The 17,000-nt window shown below is 57.3% G+C and carries 18 protein-coding genes and 1 pseudogene; 9 read left to right on the top strand and 10 right to left on the bottom strand.

Annotated features, from left to right (window positions below):
• On the bottom strand, positions 1–367 hold a 367-nt coding region (locus tag PY650_RS34160; protein ID WP_285884429.1), incomplete at its 3' end, for a LysR family transcriptional regulator.
• A 285-nt stretch (positions 368–652) separates the two neighbouring features.
• Between PY650_RS34160 and PY650_RS34155 the strand changes: the two genes are divergently transcribed.
• The 9 genes from PY650_RS34155 to PY650_RS34115 all read left to right on the top strand — a co-directional run bounded on the left by PY650_RS34155 (position 653) and on the right by PY650_RS34115 (position 8,649).
• Entirely contained in the window at positions 653–1,120 is a 468-nt protein-coding gene (locus PY650_RS34155) for a YybH family protein (protein WP_285884430.1), read from the top strand.
• A gap of 232 nt (positions 1,121–1,352) precedes the next feature.
• The gene (locus PY650_RS34150) at positions 1,353–2,081 is read left to right on the top strand and encodes an SDR family oxidoreductase (protein WP_285884428.1); all 729 of its coding nucleotides are present in this window, start codon (positions 1,353–1,355) and stop codon (positions 2,079–2,081) included.
• 138 nt (positions 2,082–2,219) lie between these two features.
• Positions 2,220–3,638: an FAD-binding oxidoreductase gene (locus PY650_RS34145; protein WP_285884427.1), complete on the top strand. Its 1,419-nt coding sequence runs from the start codon at positions 2,220–2,222 to the stop codon at positions 3,636–3,638.
• A gap of 188 nt (positions 3,639–3,826) precedes the next feature.
• On the top strand, positions 3,827–5,104 hold the full coding sequence (locus PY650_RS34140) for an ABC transporter substrate-binding protein (protein ID WP_285884426.1): 1,278 nt from the start codon (positions 3,827–3,829) through the stop codon (positions 5,102–5,104).
• Between the two features lie 7 nt (positions 5,105–5,111).
• Complete coding sequence (locus PY650_RS34135) at positions 5,112–5,852, top strand: ABC transporter ATP-binding protein (protein WP_285884425.1); 741 nt, start codon at positions 5,112–5,114, stop codon at positions 5,850–5,852.
• The gene (locus PY650_RS34130; RefSeq protein ID WP_285884424.1) at positions 5,849–6,568 is read left to right on the top strand and encodes an ABC transporter ATP-binding protein; all 720 of its coding nucleotides are present in this window, start codon (positions 5,849–5,851) and stop codon (positions 6,566–6,568) included. Before PY650_RS34135 ends, PY650_RS34130 begins: the two co-directional genes overlap by 4 nt.
• Positions 6,565–7,431, top strand: coding sequence for a branched-chain amino acid ABC transporter permease (locus PY650_RS34125; protein WP_285884423.1), 867 nt, complete (start codon positions 6,565–6,567; stop codon positions 7,429–7,431). Before PY650_RS34130 ends, PY650_RS34125 begins: the two co-directional genes overlap by 4 nt.
• Positions 7,431–8,468: a branched-chain amino acid ABC transporter permease gene (locus PY650_RS34120; RefSeq protein ID WP_285884421.1), complete on the top strand. Its 1,038-nt coding sequence runs from the start codon at positions 7,431–7,433 to the stop codon at positions 8,466–8,468. Before PY650_RS34125 ends, PY650_RS34120 begins: the two co-directional genes overlap by 1 nt.
• A 19-nt stretch (positions 8,469–8,487) precedes the next feature.
• Positions 8,488–8,649, top strand: coding sequence for a hypothetical protein (locus tag PY650_RS34115; protein WP_285884420.1), 162 nt, complete (start codon positions 8,488–8,490; stop codon positions 8,647–8,649).
• A gap of 213 nt (positions 8,650–8,862) precedes the next feature.
• On the opposite strand, the gene maiA is transcribed toward PY650_RS34115, so the two are convergent.
• The 9 genes and pseudogenes from maiA to PY650_RS34070 form a co-directional block, all read right to left on the bottom strand.
• Positions 8,863–9,510, bottom strand: a complete 648-nt coding sequence (gene maiA / locus PY650_RS34110) for a maleylacetoacetate isomerase (RefSeq protein WP_285884419.1) — start codon at positions 9,508–9,510, stop codon at positions 8,863–8,865.
• Entirely contained in the window at positions 9,507–10,214 is a 708-nt protein-coding gene (locus PY650_RS34105; RefSeq protein WP_285884418.1) for a fumarylacetoacetate hydrolase family protein, read from the bottom strand. The genes maiA and PY650_RS34105 overlap by 4 nt, the downstream gene beginning before the upstream one ends.
• A gap of 74 nt (positions 10,215–10,288) precedes the next feature.
• A complete protein-coding gene (locus tag PY650_RS34100; RefSeq protein WP_285884417.1) occupies positions 10,289–11,023 on the bottom strand; it encodes a maleylpyruvate isomerase N-terminal domain-containing protein in 735 nt (244 codons plus the stop codon).
• On the bottom strand, positions 11,023–12,108 hold the full coding sequence (locus tag PY650_RS34095; RefSeq protein WP_285884416.1) for a cupin domain-containing protein: 1,086 nt from the start codon (positions 12,106–12,108) through the stop codon (positions 11,023–11,025). The genes PY650_RS34100 and PY650_RS34095 overlap by 1 nt, the downstream gene beginning before the upstream one ends.
• 156 nt (positions 12,109–12,264) lie before the next feature.
• On the bottom strand, positions 12,265–13,641 hold the full coding sequence (locus PY650_RS34090) for a M24 family metallopeptidase (protein ID WP_285884415.1): 1,377 nt from the start codon (positions 13,639–13,641) through the stop codon (positions 12,265–12,267).
• 337 nt (positions 13,642–13,978) lie between these two features.
• Positions 13,979–15,043, bottom strand: a complete 1,065-nt coding sequence (locus PY650_RS34085) for an alkene reductase (RefSeq protein WP_285884414.1) — start codon at positions 15,041–15,043, stop codon at positions 13,979–13,981.
• A 28-nt stretch (positions 15,044–15,071) separates the two neighbouring features.
• Positions 15,072–15,494, bottom strand: a complete 423-nt coding sequence (locus tag PY650_RS34080; protein ID WP_285884413.1) for a DoxX family protein — start codon at positions 15,492–15,494, stop codon at positions 15,072–15,074.
• A gap of 118 nt (positions 15,495–15,612) precedes the next feature.
• Positions 15,613–16,494, bottom strand: a complete 882-nt coding sequence (locus PY650_RS34075; protein ID WP_285884412.1) for a pirin family protein — start codon at positions 16,492–16,494, stop codon at positions 15,613–15,615.
• 291 nt (positions 16,495–16,785) lie between these two features.
• Positions 16,786–17,000, bottom strand: a pseudogene (locus PY650_RS34070) (LysR family transcriptional regulator); the annotation flags it as partial.

Genomic DNA, 17,000 nt, shown 5'->3' with positions numbered 1-17,000 from the left:
CGGGAAACGCGGCCGCCCATTCCCGCGCGACCTTGGTCAGTAAACCTTGCGGAAACATTGTGTCGAGAACGATGGAGAGTTCGGGCTCCAGCCCGCCAGTCATATTGCGGGCATGTGCCTTGAGCGCATCGGCGTCGCGCACGATCCCGCGTGCGGTGCCGAGCAGTTTAACGCCCTCTGGCGTCAGCTTTGGAAGACGCTCCGAGCGATCGAACAGTGAGATGTCCAACGCGCTCTCAAGCGCCACCATGGCCTGGCTGATGGCGGACTGAGCCCGGTGGAGCTGGAGCGCTGCCGCGGAGAAGCTGCCGGCGTCGGCGGCGGCGACGAACATGCGCAATTGGTCGAGGGAAACGCTTTCGATCATCCATCATATATACTGATACTTCTGATAAGATCAAAGTGGCTTCTCTGATGGAGATAAGCGCCGCAATGTAGGTCAACCGAAGAGGGAAGACCTAAGCCGACTACGAGACAGCCAATGGTTCCGCGTCCCTACCAGCGTGGGCCCAGATCGTCGGAGCAATCCCCCTCGACCATCCGCATTTGACGCTATCGCCTGAAGCGTCGGGTTAACTTGTTCATGTGGTCGGAGAAGGGTTCAACGCCCTTCGCTACATCGAGAGGACAGACAGCAATGAAAAGAGCCTTGATGATCGGATCGACAGTTGCCGCAGTGATGATGATCGCTGCCAGCACGGTTCACGTATCCGCTAGTAACAGCAGTTCAGCGGAAATTACGGCGCTCGAACAGCGGCGCATTGACGCCATGAAGGCGAAAGACCTCGCGCAGATTATGAACTGCTACTCCGATGACGTGTTCGTCTACGATGTCGCGCCGCCGCGCGAATATGTCGGGGCGGCGGCGTTTAAGAAGCCCTGGCAAGGCTTCATCGATATGTTCAAGGGGCCGATCAATATCGAGGCGAGCGACCTGGTGATCAACGCCGAAGGAGAGATAGGGTATTCGCACAGCATCCAGCGTGTCTCGGGAACGACAAGCGACGGCAAGCCGTTCGACTCGACGTTTCGTATCACGGATGTCTATCGCAAGACTGACGGCAAGTGGGCGATCGTGCAGGAGCACGTCTCGTTTCCCCCAGACGTCACCCGGTGGTGAGCGTCAGATAGGCGAGCCCTCGCTTTCCAAAACCCAAATAATTGCCGCTCGGATCGCTTCAATTGTCGCAATCGAGCGTGCTTGAACCGGCAATTTTCGGAGCAAAACGCCATGTTTTCTGGGCAGAACGCCATCTGCGATTGCCTCCATGAAATGCGAATTCGCTGATGTGAAGAAACGCTCACGATAACATTATCAGGTGCGAATTTTGGTACCGCAAGGGGTGTGTCAAATGATGTCAGAAAAGCAGATTGCCTTGGTCACTGGGGCAAACAAGGGTATTGGTCGCGTCGTAGTAAAGGGACTCGCTGAGCTTGGCTATACTGTCTATCTTGGTAGCCGGAGTGAACAGCTTGGGCATGAAGCGAAAGAAGCAATCGGTCGGTCAGAACTCGACATTCGCGTTATTCAGTTGGATGTCACTAGCCCGGTTTCAATCGCGGCTGCCGTCAGTCGAATAGATAAAGAAATCGGCCACCTTGACACCCTTGTCAACAATGCAGGCATTAATCCTAATTTGTTGCCGGCTAGCAAATGCGACAAACAAACCCTTCTTGAAACATACGATGTGAATCTCTTTGGGCCTATCATGGTCACCCAGTTAATGTTGCCTCTTTTGCGAGCTGGGAGAGGCAAGACAATTGCCAATATATCGAGTGATTTGGGGTCGCTCTCGTTGCACTCCTACCCTGAGTTCCCTTACGCGGCAGCTGACATGTTGGCTTATTGCTCATCCAAGTCTGCGCTCAATGCCTTCACGGTGCTACTAGCGAAAGAGCTTCGCGGGGAAGGCTTTAAAATCAACGCTGTCAACCCCGGATTTACGGCAACCGATCTGAATGCGTTCACGGGGAGCAGAACGCCAGAGGAGGCGGCCAAGGTTATCGTGCAATATGCAAGCCTTGGCGAGGACGGTCCGACAGGTGGTTACTTTGCCGAAGGCGGCACATTGCCTTGGTGACTGTTCCTGACACTTAAGAGAAACGCGGCAATAGGCCAATTGTGGGGATGTGCTCTGGCAGATGCTGTTTCAGTTGTCTGTAAATCAGGGGCGATCAATGACGTTTATTCTTCGCAACGACAGCTGAAAGGACATGGCATGAAGTCGACAAACGCGAAGGCGGACGACTTGGCACGGACGCTGGGCGATAAATTGATCTTACGCGGGGGCGAAGGATATGACGCCGCCCGGACCTCACGGATCTTTCATGATCGGCATCCGGATCGATTTCCGGCAGCGATTATTAGGGTCTCTTCTGAGCAGGATATTGTTGACGGCGTTCGATACGCCAATGCCCAAGGGATCAAAGTAGGAATACTGGCAGGTGGGCACAGTTTTCCTGTCTGGGGAGTGCGAGACGACGCTCTCTTGCTCGATCTTGGCGGCTTCAAAGAGATGATGCTCGATGTGGATACTGGGATCGTTAGTGTCACCCCCGCTGTCCAGGGTGGTAATGAACTCTATGCCTATCTCAGACCGTACGGTCGCTTTTTTGCGGGAGGCGGGTGCCCTTCTGTTGGCGTAGGCGGCTTCATACTTCAGGGCGGCATGGGGTGGAATTTTCGCGGTTGGGGCTATGCCGCCGAGGGCCTTGTCGCTATCGACGTCGTTACTGCTGATGGCGAACTTATAAGGGCGGACGAGACGCAGAACGCGGACATGCTCTGGGCAGCTCGAGGATCGGGACCCGGCTTTTTTGGGGCAGTGACGCGCTTCTATATTCAAACGCGGCCCATTCCCAAAGCCCTACGTTATACCCGCCAAGTATACCCCATTGATTGCTTTTCCAAGGTGTTTGTTTGGCTGGGCGAGAAGCAAACGGCCATTTCAGACAAGGTACACCTTCTTGCCTTCTCAGTGATTCCGGCAACACCCGTTCCGGGCCATAATGGCGGCTTTGTCTTAGACGTTTTGGGATTGGCGTTTTGCGACACAGTCGAGGAAGCGACCGCGGTACTCGCACCGCTAAATGAGTGTCCTTATCTCGGAGAGGCCCTGCTACTTCAAGATTGCTTCCCGACCTCAATGGAAGAGCAGTATGCGTTTATCGATTCCATTCATCCTTCCGGATTTCGATATCGAGTTGATTCTGCTTGGGTAGACGGAAGCTACAGTGACATCGCAGACGCATCGCATGCTTTGGTCTTTGACAGACCTGTCGATGAACCTGGCCATACATTTTTCCAGTTTGCTCTTCCCCGCAGTGGACCGGATATGGCGATGTCACTGCGGACGAAAGTTATGGTCGGCGCCTACATCATTTACCCTCATGCGGAAGACGATCAACGCTATCGGGATTGGTCGCTTTCGGCAATGAAAGCGCTCGAACCCCTAACCTATGGCCAATACTGGGGAGATTCGGATCAACAGCATCGGGAAGTGCGCTGCCTGACCGATGATGCTTGGTCGCGCCTCAAGGTCATTCGGCAACAGCGCGATCCAGAAGGGGTGTTTGTTGGCTATCTGGCAAAAGAAAAAGGGTTCGACAACTTGAACGAATGGGAGTCGCAAGGATAGCCAATCGGTCAACTGAAAACGCCTGGTAGGAGGGCGCGCGCGTTGCGCAAGATGGGATGATGGCGGCCTGTTGCTAGGTCACGACCGCACAAATCACCGGCCAAAATCGCAGAAATCGAAGCTCGCTTGGACTCTCCGTCCCGATGGACGGAGAAGAACAAACGCAAGCAGCTCAGGAGGAAAAGCACATGGGCAGTCTTTCGAATTTTAGCCGGCGTAGTTTCCTAAAAACCGCAGCAGCGGGGTCGTTGACTATGCTCGCCAAGCCGGCAGTAGCCGAGAATAAACCGATCAAGATCGGTTATGTCACCCCAAAGACTGGGCCATTGGCGGTTTTCGCCGAAGCAGACGACTTCATTCTTGCGGGGGTTAGGCAGGCCTTCTCGAAAGGAATCAAGATTGGCGGGACAATCAGGTCCGTTGAAATCGTGATCAAAGACTCCCAATCCAGCCAGAATCGAGCGTCAGAGGTCGCGAGCGATCTGATCCTGCGAGAAGGTGTCAACCTGATGCTGGTGTCGTCTGCACCGGAGACCACCAATCCTGTATCAGACCAGTGCGAACTCAACCAAGTACCATGCATTTCGACAGTCGCACCATGGCAGTCATGGTTCTTAGGACGTGGCGGCGATTCTAAGAAAGGCTTCAAATACACGTATCACTTCTTCTTCGGTCTTGAGGATGTCATGACCGTTTATGCCAATATGTGGGATACGATCGAGACCAATAAGGTCGTCGGCGCTTTGTTTCCCAACGACTCCGACGGGGCAGCCTGGTCGAACCCCCAATCTGGTATTCCGCCGCTGTTGGAGGCGCGCGGCTATAGGGTGATCAGTTTCGGCCAATACAAAGACCTGTCGGATGATTTTTCCAGCATGATCAATTCCTTCAAGGCGGACGATTGCCAGATTGTCACAGGACCACCTATCCCACCCGATTTGACGACGTTTTGGACCCAGGCACGGCAACAGGGCTACCGACCGCGGATAGCGACGATTGGCAAGGCAATCCTATTCCCAAGGTCCCTTGAGGCGCTCGGCGGTGCGGGACAAAATCTCAGCTGCGAAGTGTGGTGGTCGCCCTCGCATCCATTCGTCTCGTCGTTGACGGGACAATCAGCCCGAACCCTGGGTGACTCTTACACCGCCGCCACTGGCCGACAGTGGACGCAGCCAGTTGGTTTCGCTCATGCGCTGTTCGAGCTAGCCGCTGATGTACTAGGGCGGGCCGCGGACGTGAGCGATCCTGACTCTATCGCCGAGGCGATCGGCAAAACGAAAGCGCAGACGGTGGTCGGACTAATCGACTTTTCCAATGGTCCAGTTCCAAATGTCGCCAGGACAAGACTCGTGGGTGGCCAATGGCGAATGACGAATGGAGGGAAATTCCCCTACGACCTTGTTATCGTTTCCAATGCGACCGCTCCGGAAATTCCGATGGCCGGCCAAATGCAGAAGCTGAGCTGAGCTGAGCATGGTCGATCATCCCCGCTTACTGAAAGTGAACAAGGCTGCCAAATCGTTTGGGGCAGTGAGGGTTCTTGAAGACGTCACCTTCACGGTCGACCGGCGAGAGGCGGTTGGCATCCTTGGCCCGAACGGCGCGGGCAAATCGACATTGTTTAACCTCATCGCGGGCGAGCTGCCTCTTGCCAGCGGTTCGATCCACTTCGATGGCGTAGACCTCGGCCGTTCCCCGCCAGACGTTCGCGTAAAGGCCGGTATTGCTCGCAGCTATCAAATTCCTCGACCATTCGAGCACATGACCGTTTTCGAGAACGTGTTGGTCGGAGCTACCTTTGGAAGTGGTCGGTCTGGAGATCAATCAACTGCCTGCAATGATATCTTGCACCGGACTGGGCTATATCGCTTTGCAGGTCTGGCTGCCGGTTCACTGACGTTGCTCAACCGCAAACGGCTGGAGCTCGCGCGTGCTATGGCGACAGAGCCCCAACTGATCCTGTTGGACGAGATTGCGGGAGGCCTCACGCCCGCCGAATGCGACGAACTCGTCGGGCTCATACGCGAAATTCACGCCGCAGGGACAACCGTCATCTGGGTTGAGCACATAGTCAATGCGCTGGTGCGTGTAGTGGACCGCCTGATCGTGTTGGCCCAAGGAACCTTAATCGCCGACGGACCTCCAGCGGTCGTCTTAAATGACCCGCGGGTGCGCACCGAATACATGGGCGGTCCCTCGAAAGACGTGCCATGACCAACCTTCTAGATGTCAAAGCCCTCGATGCCTTCTACGGAGATTTTCAGGCCCTGTTCGGGATCGATTTTTCGATATCGGCCGGAGAGACTGTTGCACTCGTCGGGGCGAACGGTGCCGGTAAATCGACGTTTCTGCGCAGCCTGACCGGTCTAGTCCCCGACCGCAACGCCAGAATCGTCTTCAATGGACTAAATCTCGGTGGCCTTCCGGCCTATCGCATCGCGCGTGAAGGCATCGCCATGGTACCGGAAGGCCGGCGTTTGTTCCCTTCGCTGAATGTCGAAGAAAACCTACTAATGGGAACAGACAGCGGCCGAAAGGGCGCTTGGTCGCTCGAAAAGGTCTTCAGTCTCTTTCCGGTGTTGCGCGACCGCCGGAACCAGAAAGCAACATCCTTGTCAGGTGGCCAGCAACAGATGGTGGCGATCGGGCGCGCGCTCTTGTCGAACCCTCTGCTGCTGCTGTGCGATGAGTTGTCCTTGGGGCTGGCGCCCGTCGTAATCGAAGAGATTTACGCCGCCGTGCCGCAAATCAAGGCAGACGGGTGCGCACTCGTCATCGTGGAACAGGATGTCCGGCGGGCGCTCGATATGTCGGACCGCGTTGTCTGCTTCCTGGAGGGTCATCTGGCGCTGGCGCGGGAGACGCGCGAGGTGAGCTTCGACGTCGTGAGTGCAGCATATATGGGCAAAGCGGCGGAGGTGCCAGCATGATTATCTTCGAGACCCTCGTCACCGGAGTTCTTATTGGGGGGCTGTACGCACTCTATGCGCTTGGGTTGTCGATTCTCTTCGGCGTCATGCGGCTCGTGAATTTGGCCCATGGCGATTTCATTGTAATGGCCGCCTATATGGGTCTTGTCCTCGTCCATGGGTTTGGGCTGAGTCCGATGGCTGACGTCATCTTTGTCCCCATCATAATGGCTGCGATCGGCTACGCGGCGCAGCGTACTTTGCTGAATTACACGCTGCAGAAGGACCCACTCGTCTCGGTTCTCGTGACGTTTGGTTTGTCGATCGTAATTCAGAATGTTTTGCTGCTCCATTTCTCCGCCGATACACAAAAGCTCTCCATCGGCGGCTTCGAGGTTGCTAGCGTTGGCGTTTTTGGCAGCACGATCGGTCTGTTTCCGATTCTAATTCTCGTGTTGTCGATAGTGTTGATTGCACTCCTTGAATTCGCTTTGACCTATACACGGTCCGGAAGGTTAATACGGGCGGCGTCCGACGACGTCGAAGTTCTGTCGCTCATGGGCATCGATCCTGGTAAGGTTCGGGCTTATGCCGGAGCGGTCGCTTTTTTCGTCGTCGGGATTGCCGGCGTACTAATGTCCATCCGCACGAATTTCTCACCGACCGACGGGCCGGCTCGTCTGATCTTTGCCTTCGAGGCCATCATCATCGGCGGCCTTGGCTCGCTTTGGGGCACCCTTGCAGGCGGAATCATTTTGGGCATAGCCCAGACCACCGGATCAGCGGTTTCGCCGAGCTTCCAGATCCTCGCCGGTCATATCGTCTTCCTTCTGGTTCTTGTGCTTCGTCCGCAGGGCCTGCTTCCAAAGATAGAGCACCGCTGATGAGCGTCCGTCCTCCGCTACTTCTAGGCCTGCGCGGCCTCCTTGTCGCAGCGATTGTCTGCGTTGCAGCCGGACCGTTTTGGATGGCGCCGGCGCAGATGCGTTTGTTGTTCGAGTTGCTAACGATGTTGACGCTGGCGCAGTCCTGGAATCTTCTCGCGGGTTACACGGGAATCGTATCGGTTGGGCAGCACGCATTCATCGGCATTGGCGGCTACACCCTCTTCGTCGCGGCTCTGTCATTCGGGCTCCACCCCCTTGCTGCTGTCCCAGTAGCCGGAGTTGTGACAGCGGGAGTTGCAGTACCGCTGTCGTTCGTGATCTTCCGATTGCGAGGACCACATCTCACAATCGGCACGTGGGTGATCGCAGAGGTGTTTCTTCTATCCTTCGCCATCTTCCCAGCCGTTGGAGCGGGGGGTGGGCTAAGCTTGCCGCCAGATATCCTGCGGTCGATCGCGGTCTCCCGTGCCAACCGCGAGAGCGTATTTATGCTGGCGGCGCTCGCTCTGGCGCTGATAGCGAATGGTGCGGCGCTCTTTCTCTTGCGTTCGTCAATCGGACTTGGTCTGCGGGCCGTCAAGGACAACGAAGCAGCCGCACGCAGCCTGGGAGTGAAGGTGCGGCGTACGAAGTTCACGGTTTATGTTATCGCGGCAGCGGTTAACGGTGCAGCAGGCGCACTGATCTTCCTAGGCAACACACGTATCTCTCCGGAAGCTGCCTTCAATGTTATCGACTGGACAGCTTATGTTATCTTTGCAGTCGTGATCGGTGGTATCGGTCGGCTCGAAGGCCCGATCATCGGAACGATTGTCTTCTTCGTACTGCGCTCGCTTATGGCAAATCTCGGCAGCCTTTACCTTATCATTCTCGGCCTGATCGCTATTGTCATCATCCTCGTTGAGCCACAGGGCCTGGCGAAGTTGGTGGAGAGATGGACAGGCGCAGACGTGATCCCATACCGCCGCAAATGGCTAGAGCAAACGGGATCGTTGCCAGAAACCCTGAGTAAGACTGATCGGACGGTGTCGTGACTTGGATAAGGATTTCGGAATGTATCATGCCGAATGCCGCCAACACTTAACGACGATGATTGGCTTCGGTTGGGCAATCGTTGAGCACCGAGTACGCGCCTGCGTCGCCCTCGACGATATTGGTGGCAGGCACCGCATTGCCCAAGGCGTCCGCGACGTGCCGATATGTTTTCTGTTTTGATCTCTTGGAGTATTCGTTTTTGCTGGAACTAGCCGGTGAATCTGTGATTTCCCGCCAGATTGACTTCGGACTACTACGATCGCGCTGTTGGTTGCCGCAGCCAACCGATAAAGCTTTCGACATGCCCACTGGCCCCCGGAACCGGTGACCAGTCTGAATCAGCTTCACGCTAATTTGGGAAATCAAATCGATGCAGTCAGATCGAAACGCGCTCTAAGTCTCGCTGTCTGCTTGGTTTGCGGGGTGTGCACGGGAAAAGGCAGGCAGGCCATCGCATATTTTCTGAATGGCCTGCAGCCTGGGCACAGTCGAAAGATCCACTCCGAATCGGACTGCCGAAAACATTTGCGGAATGAGACAGACGTCAGCGATGCTGGGCTCGTCGCCAAAGCAGAAGTTGCCGCCGGTCTCTTCACGCGCCAGTAGAGCCTCGCAAGCTGCAAGACCGTCACCGATCCAGTGTTGGCACCAGGCATCGGCAGCTCGTTGGTCTAGCTTAAATTCACCTTTCAGATAATCGAGTACGCGCAGGTTCTGCAGCGGGTGCGTATCGCATGCGATCACTTCGGCGAAGGCTCGGGCCCGAGCGCGCAGATCCTTGTTGGTCGGCAGGAGTGCGGGGGTTGGATAGGTTTCTTCCAGCCATTCGATGATGGCGAGCGACTGGGTCAGGCGCAGGTCACCGACCTCGAGGGTGGGCACCAGACCCTGTGGGTTGAGCTCAAGGTAGGCTGGAAGTTTCTGCTCGCCCCCACCCCGGCGCAAGTGAATCGGGCGGCTTTCGTAACCGATACCCTTGAGATTGAGTGCGATGCGGCAGCGATAGGCGGCTGAGCTGCGAAAATAGCCATGGAGGATCACGATTTGGCCTCTCCGACGGTCAGATTTACGGGTGCGAGGCCATCGATCTCGCCATGGAGCATGTCTCTGGGTACCACCGGCCCAACACCGGCTGGCGTGCCTGTGAAGATCAGGTCACCCGGCGCAAGGTGGTAATAGCCGGAAAGATGGCTGATGATCTCAGGGACGGACCAGATGAGATCGGACAGGTGCGCGTCCTGCCTGACGGAGCCTGCGACCGAAAGCTTCATGCGCTGGGGGCCAACGACTCCGAAATCGATGGCACGGGTGATCTCGGCGATGACCGCCGATTGCTCGAAATCCTTGCCGAGATCCCAGGGGCGTCCCTTTTCGCGGGCGGCGATCTGCAGATCGCGGCGGGTCATGTCGAGGCCGGCCGCATAACCATAGACGGCCTGCATGGCATGTTCCGGCGCCACCTGGAAGGCTGGCGTACCGATGGCGACCACCAGCTCCATCTCGTAGTGATAGTTCGACGTACCGGGCGGGTAGGGCAGGGTCGCACCGCTCGGCACGGCGGCAAGCGCCGATTTGAGGAAATAGAAGGGCGCTTCGCGGTCGACGGCAAAGCCCATCTCTTTGGCATGCTCGGCGTAGTTGCGTCCGACGCAGAAGATGCGATGCACCGGAAAGGCGCGGCTCTCGCCACGAACTGTTACGCTCGGAAATTCTGGCGAGGGAAACAAGCGGGATAGAGTGTTCATCTTGATATCTCCTTCAAGGCAGTCGCCTTGATCACGTCCGATCTTGGCCTTCGCTGGCCGGCGGGATGCTGGTGTCAGGGCATCCACAGCGGGATCTGCCGGAGGGCGTCGACCGGGGCTCCATCGTGATCCGCCCGCCCGGATAGCAGCCGCGCTCTTTGCCAAGACACGAGCCCGGCATCGTCTGGCGCCATGACCACGCGGGCCTCGCCGAGCGCCTGTCGGCGTTGCCGGACGAGGGCGTCGATGAGTTCAGCCGGAAAATCCCGGAAGCTTCCTCCATTACCGAGGTCGACGCTGTGTATCCAGACCGCGAAGGCGCGCTCGAACGTGCTTTGGCGCGGTGTGATCTCGTGCCCCTTGAGTGTCTCGATACGGGCGTCCCAGTCTGTCTCGCTAAGATCACGCCACTCGACGTTGAGATGGGCCTGGGAATGCTCATAGAGGTAACGCAGGGCGTGGGCGGGCAGTGTCGCTCCCAATGCTAGATCGTCGGGGCCTTGATCGGGATCGCCGAGTTCCTCACGCACGCGGGACTTGCGTGCGGCTTCGGCAACGCGGGCGAGTGAGCGCGCCTGATAGCCGACGTGAGCCACAACCATGCGCCGATCCCAGCCCGGCAGCCGGGAGGGAGCATCCAGGGCCAAGTCGCTGAGCTCGTTGAGTTTGCGCGCAAAATAGGCAGCGCCCCGGCGTGCCCAGGCGAGCTCGCGCGCAGGGGCGCCTGCCGCATCGTAGCGCGCTCCCTTGCCCTGCCTTGCGCGCAGGGCCGCGCGCGCGACTTCTTCCTGTTCAGCGGCGGTCGCCATCAGCGTTCTCCTGCCTCGAGCTGAGTGCGTGCGAAGCCTAGCCGCTCCATGATCGGCGCGTCGGAAAAGCGGAAGAGATCGAAGCTCGTTTCGGCCTGAAGCGACCAGGCGACCCAGGAGGGTACCACGAACAGGTCGCCAATATCGAGTTTGTGCTCCGTGCCCGCCAGCACGACCGATCCGCCTCCATTGAACACCTGGAACACGGACGATCCTACCTCGCGGCGGGGCGGAGTTGCCGTGCCCGCGCGCAAACGGTGGAATTCGGCTCGAATGGTCGGCATGACGTCGCCGCCCGTGGTGGGGTTGATATAGCGTACCGCTGCATGGCCCTGCTCGACGGTAGCGGGCTGTCCTTCGTCCTCCAGCAGGAGCTGCTCGGTCAGTGCTCGGTCGGTATGCTCCCAGCGATAGGCGCCGATCGGTGAGCTGACCGTGTTCTGCAGGCCAGAGAGCGGGCGAAGGCCGGGATGGCACCACAGCCTCTCGCTGCGCGAGAAACGAGGCGTCGCATAGTCGGTGACACGCTCGGAACCGAACTCAAAGAAGCCGACGTCGTTCTGAAAGGAGAAAGGGATGTCGAGCCCATCGATCCAGGCCATGGGCTTGTCGGACTGGTTATGATGTCCATGGAAATGCCAGCCCGGCGTCAGGAGAAAGTCGCCGCGTGACATGCGCACCGGGTCGCCATTGACCACGGTCCAAACGCCCTCGCCCTCAACCACGAAACGAAAGGCATTCTGGGCGTGACGGTGTTCGGGAGCTGTCTCCTTTGGCCCGAGATACTGGATGGCGGCCCACAATGTCGGGCTGATATAGGGGCGCCCCCCCATGCCGGGATTGGCGAGGCCAAGCGCTCGGCGCTCACCGCCGCGTCCAACAGGCACCAGATCGCCAGCCCGTTGAGCTAGAGGGAAGAGCGTCGCCCACTTCCACACATGAGGCACCGCCTGGGGCCTGGGATGCAGCGGCATGAGATCGCCCAGCTGGGTCCAGAGCGGCATGATACGCTCGCGCTCGAAGCCGGCATAGAGTTGCTGTAATTCGGGTGTGTCTTCTGAGGACTTGGCGTTGTCACTGATCATTCTCGTGCAGCCTTTCTTCTGGTGCTGTCAGCCGAGTGGGTGCGCGCGGCTGACCGGCCGTTAATCGCACTTTGGGCCCGGATATGGTGACGTTGCGACAGCTGGTGGAAGCTACTCCGCCCGTGAGTGATTGGAGGAGAAGGCAACTCCGCTCTATCAATAAGCAATGCCGATCGTTCGCGGCGTGTTGACCAGGAGTTCAGCGCCGTTTGGCCGAACGACCATGAAATCCGAATACATGCAGCCGACATCCGGCTTCCACTTCGGATCGAAAAGGTCGAGATTGTTTCCGAAGGTCATGCCTTCTTCAAGCACGAGATCTCCGATCCGACTGCCGTTCAGCGCATTGCTGCCGTACCCGGGTTTGTAGATTACGGTCGGAAACTCCGGGGAGCCGAGCCCCATGGCGTGAAAACCGAGTTCGACAAAATCGTAGCCTGCTCTTTCCGCTGGCTTGCGAACCGCTTCCCATGCATCTCGCAAGGTGTTGCCGACTTTCAGTGCTTCCCGGCTGGCATCAAGCGATTCAACACATACCTTGAATATGTCATTGAGGGGGTCTGGGACTTTCTCGCCAACATAGACAGTATATTCGGTGTGAACGAGATATCCGCCGTACTTAGTGTGCCATTCGGTGACGATGAGATCATTGATCGCCAATGGCCGCCGGCTTGGCATTACGGGTTGATCCATGCCATGCAGCAGATGCCAGAGTTCCTCGGTCGGGTGGTCGATCGGTCCGGAGGCGAACAGATTGAAAATGTTCGGCTCGCCACCATTGGCGATCTGCGTGCGGATCATCTCCGCATAGACTTCACATTCAAGCTTGCCGGGGCGTGCAATTTCTACGAGGACGTCCAATACCTTGCGTGAAATCTTCGCAGCTTCTCGCATCATCCCGATTTCTGCTTCGCTCTTGACCATCCGCATTTCCTGCAATGCCCAGGTCATATCGAGAAACTCAACATTGGGAAGTTCACGTTCAAGTAGCTTCAAATCACCACTAAGGAATGTCGTAACAGTCTGAATTGTCGAATTAAAGCCGACAATCCCAATGCGACCACGGCCGAGCCCTCGATCACGAAGGTCCGCAGCGATTTCTACAAGGCCTCGCGCCGTCCTTACGTCTTTGACCCAATCCTGAACCGACAGGAGAAAATTATATGGCCTGTTCATATGGGCTACAAAGCTCCACACGACCGGGTCGCTATCCAGGAAAAAGGACATATGCGTGCCCATTTTGAAAGCTGCGTTCGCGATATAGCGAATGTTGGCGTTTCCCATATCCCAGTAAATATCGTTCCCGAGAAACAGGATGGCATCAACATTCGCCATCAGCATGCGCTTGCGCAAACCGTCCCATCGGCGGTTCCGTTCTGCCAAGGGCATCTGCGGCATAAATCCCATCGGTACTTTGGTTGGCTCGGCTCCGCGTGGGACAGCATGCGGCGGGAAGGGGGGATTAAGCTTTAGGGCGGCAACCGCGGGACCGATATTTGTGGGTTCGCCTGTTATGTATTCGAAGTCGTCCATATTTCGTCTCCTCGAACCTTATTTTCCTCAGCAGCATTGGAGCCGCTCGTGAAATGCTGGAGGTCTAAGCTGGGAAATGTCCTCGATCATGCCACCGGCCGCGTGCACCTGGTCTGCCACCTTCTTCCGAGCCGCCAGGGCCTCTTCTTGGAAGCGGGGGACACTGGCTCGTTTCGTTCAACGAGGGAGGTCGACCTATTCCTGTGCCCCGGTGATTATTAAGCCGACACCCCCGTTTGTACGCCGGCAGTGGCCGTCGAGCACCGCCTGCGGGACTGCACCCAAAGCCGCGAAATAGGCGCGCAACGGCGTTGCGGGAAACGCGGCCGCCAACGGCCTAAGTTAGACGCGGGTAGTCCGTGTATCCCTTTTCCTTGCCGCCGTAGAACGTTGCTTGGTCTGGCGCGTTGAGGTCCGCGTCAAGCTCAAATCGCTTTGGCAAGTCGGGGTTTGCCAAGAATAGCGAGCCAAACGAAACAGCATCGGTGCGACCTTCTGAAATCGCGGCTTCGGCGGATTCTTTGTCGTAGCCACAGTTAAGAACCAACACCCGCGAAAATGCTTGTCTGACGGCGGGAGAAATAGGCTTCACGCCATCCGATGGTGGAAACTCCACAAAATGAAGAATGCCCAGCCTTCTCTTTTCCAGCTGCTCGACAACATACAGATAAGTCTTCTCTGGATCTGAATCGCTCATCCCGTTGTACGTGAATCGGGGCCAAAGCCTTACTGAGACTCGACCAGCTCCCCAGACACTGATTGCTGCGTCCGTGGCTTCGAGGAGAAACCGAGCACGATTTTCCAGTGATCCGCCGTAGATATCAGTCCGCTGGTTTGTGCCATCTTCCAGAAATTGTGCGGGTAAGTAACCGCTAGCCCCGTGGATCTCGACGCCGTCAAAGCCAGCGATTTTTGCCGCCTCGGCAGCCTTTCTGAAGTCTTCAATCGTTCTTGCGATCTCTTCGAGACTCATAGCGCGAGGCGTAACAGTGCTTTTCATCCCTTCAGGCGTGAAGACTTGTCCCTCGAATGGAATTGCGGAAGGCGCAACGGGCAGCTTGCCGCCGTGAAAGTCGGGGTGAGACGCTCTCCCAACGTGCCATAGCTGACAGAAAATGACGCCGCCGTGTTGGTGAACAGCGTCGGTCACTCTCCGCCACTCACGGACTTGCTCCTCGGTGTGAATTCCGGGAGTGGAGATATAACCCACGCCTTCAGCACTGATCTGCGTAGCCTCGGAAAAAATGAGGCCCGCGGACGCTCGTTGAGCATAGTAGTCTTTCATGAGTGCTGTTGGTACTCGCTCCGGGGCGCGCGAGCGAGTCATCGGAGCCATGAACACGCGATTTGCGAAACTCAGTTCTGGCGTCTCGAGTGGCGTTAAGAGTTCTAGTGATTTCATAAGATTGCCTCCTCTCGGCGGCGGTCGATCAAGAATTGCGATCCCCGGACCGAACCAATTTCAAAAGCTGGCTGCGATATGTCCAAGCGATGAGCGCCAAGATGATCGCTGGTATCGAGGAATGGATGAAGTCGTGGTGCAGAATGAAGATATTGGCGATAGTGGCGCCGACCATCACGCCAAAGCCCAACAGTGCGCCGATGCCGATCGTTGCCGGGAACAACAAGAGAATGGCGGTTGAAAGTTCACAGATCCCCGTGAAGATACGGAACCACTGGCCAATGCCGATCGCGTCGAAGAGCTGAACCATCTGCTCATTGCCGGTGAGTTTCGAGCCACCGGCCGCCACGAGCAGAAGAGCAAATGCGATTCTGAGCACCCAGAAACTGATCGTCTTCCAGCGAGGGGTCGATGGTGTGGGAGATTGTTCTGCTACTGCTGATTTTGCCATGATGGGCTCCTGTTAGCTTGGGAAGCGATGACGCTGCCTTGTCTGCTTGTTTGAAATTTCGAGTCGTTTGCTGGGGGCGGTCGGATCTTCTTGGCCCAAGCTTGGCGAGGGTTGTCTGCTAATCCTGAATTGTTCCAGCGCTGCGGAGCCTTTCGCCGAGGTCGCGGTAATGTCTCTCGCCCTTTGCAAGAGCATCGGCACTGGTGTGAACCGAGTAGTAGCCCAGCACTAGGTCATACGGATGCTTGACCGCGGCCCCGAAAACCAGCCGGGTATCCTGTCGTGCCTCCAGTTGGACCGGTGCTTCTGCTTCTTCGAAGACGACAAGCTCGCCAGCATCAACTGGTTCGGAAGTGAGCAACTCGCCCGAATGCACAGCCAACCAGGCTATCTCATAGCCTTTTGGCGGTTCGAACCGCCACGTCTCGCCGGCCGTCAATATCACATCGAGATAGATCATCGGGGATGTGACCGGGATCGGGCTCTCAATGCCGTTCCACGTCCCAAGAATGACGCGCGCCGGACCCTTTCTCGGGAAATGCTCTGGCCCGTATATGCGACTGCGGGCCGGTGCATTCTCAAGTTCCGGAGGCATTGCGACCCAGAGCTGATACCCGCCTACGGGTTCTCTTACCTTGCCGCCATGCCAGGCGCCGCCTCCGGCCATAAACCAATCGACAGCACCGGCTTTGAGGTCGGCTCGCATTCCGGTGCTGTCGACAGCGAAGATCGTACCGTCGAAGAGCAGGGAGACGGTGGCGATGCCGGAATGCGGATGCCAGCCAAACCCTTTCCCCATATCGGCAATCGTGTTGGGATCAAGTCCGTCGCGGGCAATGCCATCGAGAAAGACGAACGGCTTGATCAATTGGCCGATGTCGGTGGGGCTTACCAGCCGCGTCACTGGCCCGATCTTGCGCCCTTGGGTGCGAACGGCGATCGCGCGATTGGAGCCGGTCGGCTGACTGGCTGCCAAAGCTGGCTGTGTAATAGTCCGCATAGGTCTTACCTCCTTTGGCGGACCGACATTGCGGCGTGTATCTCCATCAGAGAAGCCACTTTGATCTTATCGGAAGTATCAGTATATATGATAGATGGCCGGGTGGACCTCGACATCCGAGCCCGGCGATTCAATTGAGATCTACGGCTGATGGCGAATAAACGCGATCTCGGGGCTATGATCAGGGGGCCCGGCCAAGCGGGATCGGCGACCAGGGGCTCAAGCGAATCAATGTCGGCCGCGCGGCGGTGTACGTTCCGCCTTGACCTCAAGAGCATTCTCTTCCGACATTCAATCGGCCTTGCTGCAAGGGCCTGCGATTATCGACTTGAGGCGATCGATCATCCAGCGGCCGGCGCGCCCCGGCGGCGCGTCGGAGCGGTAGATCGCTGACATGGGCATATTCTTGCCGGTTGGCGTTCCCTCTGGCTCGATGACGACGAGTCGGCCAGCGGTGATATCGTCGGCGACGGCGGGATAGGGCATATGGCCCCAGCCAAGCCCTG

This window comes from Martinezella calliandrae (assembly GCF_030272695.1).
Taxonomy (GTDB): domain Bacteria; phylum Pseudomonadota; class Alphaproteobacteria; order Rhizobiales; family Rhizobiaceae; genus Rhizobium; species Rhizobium calliandrae.
This window is presented reverse-complemented; position numbering and strand designations above follow the sequence as displayed.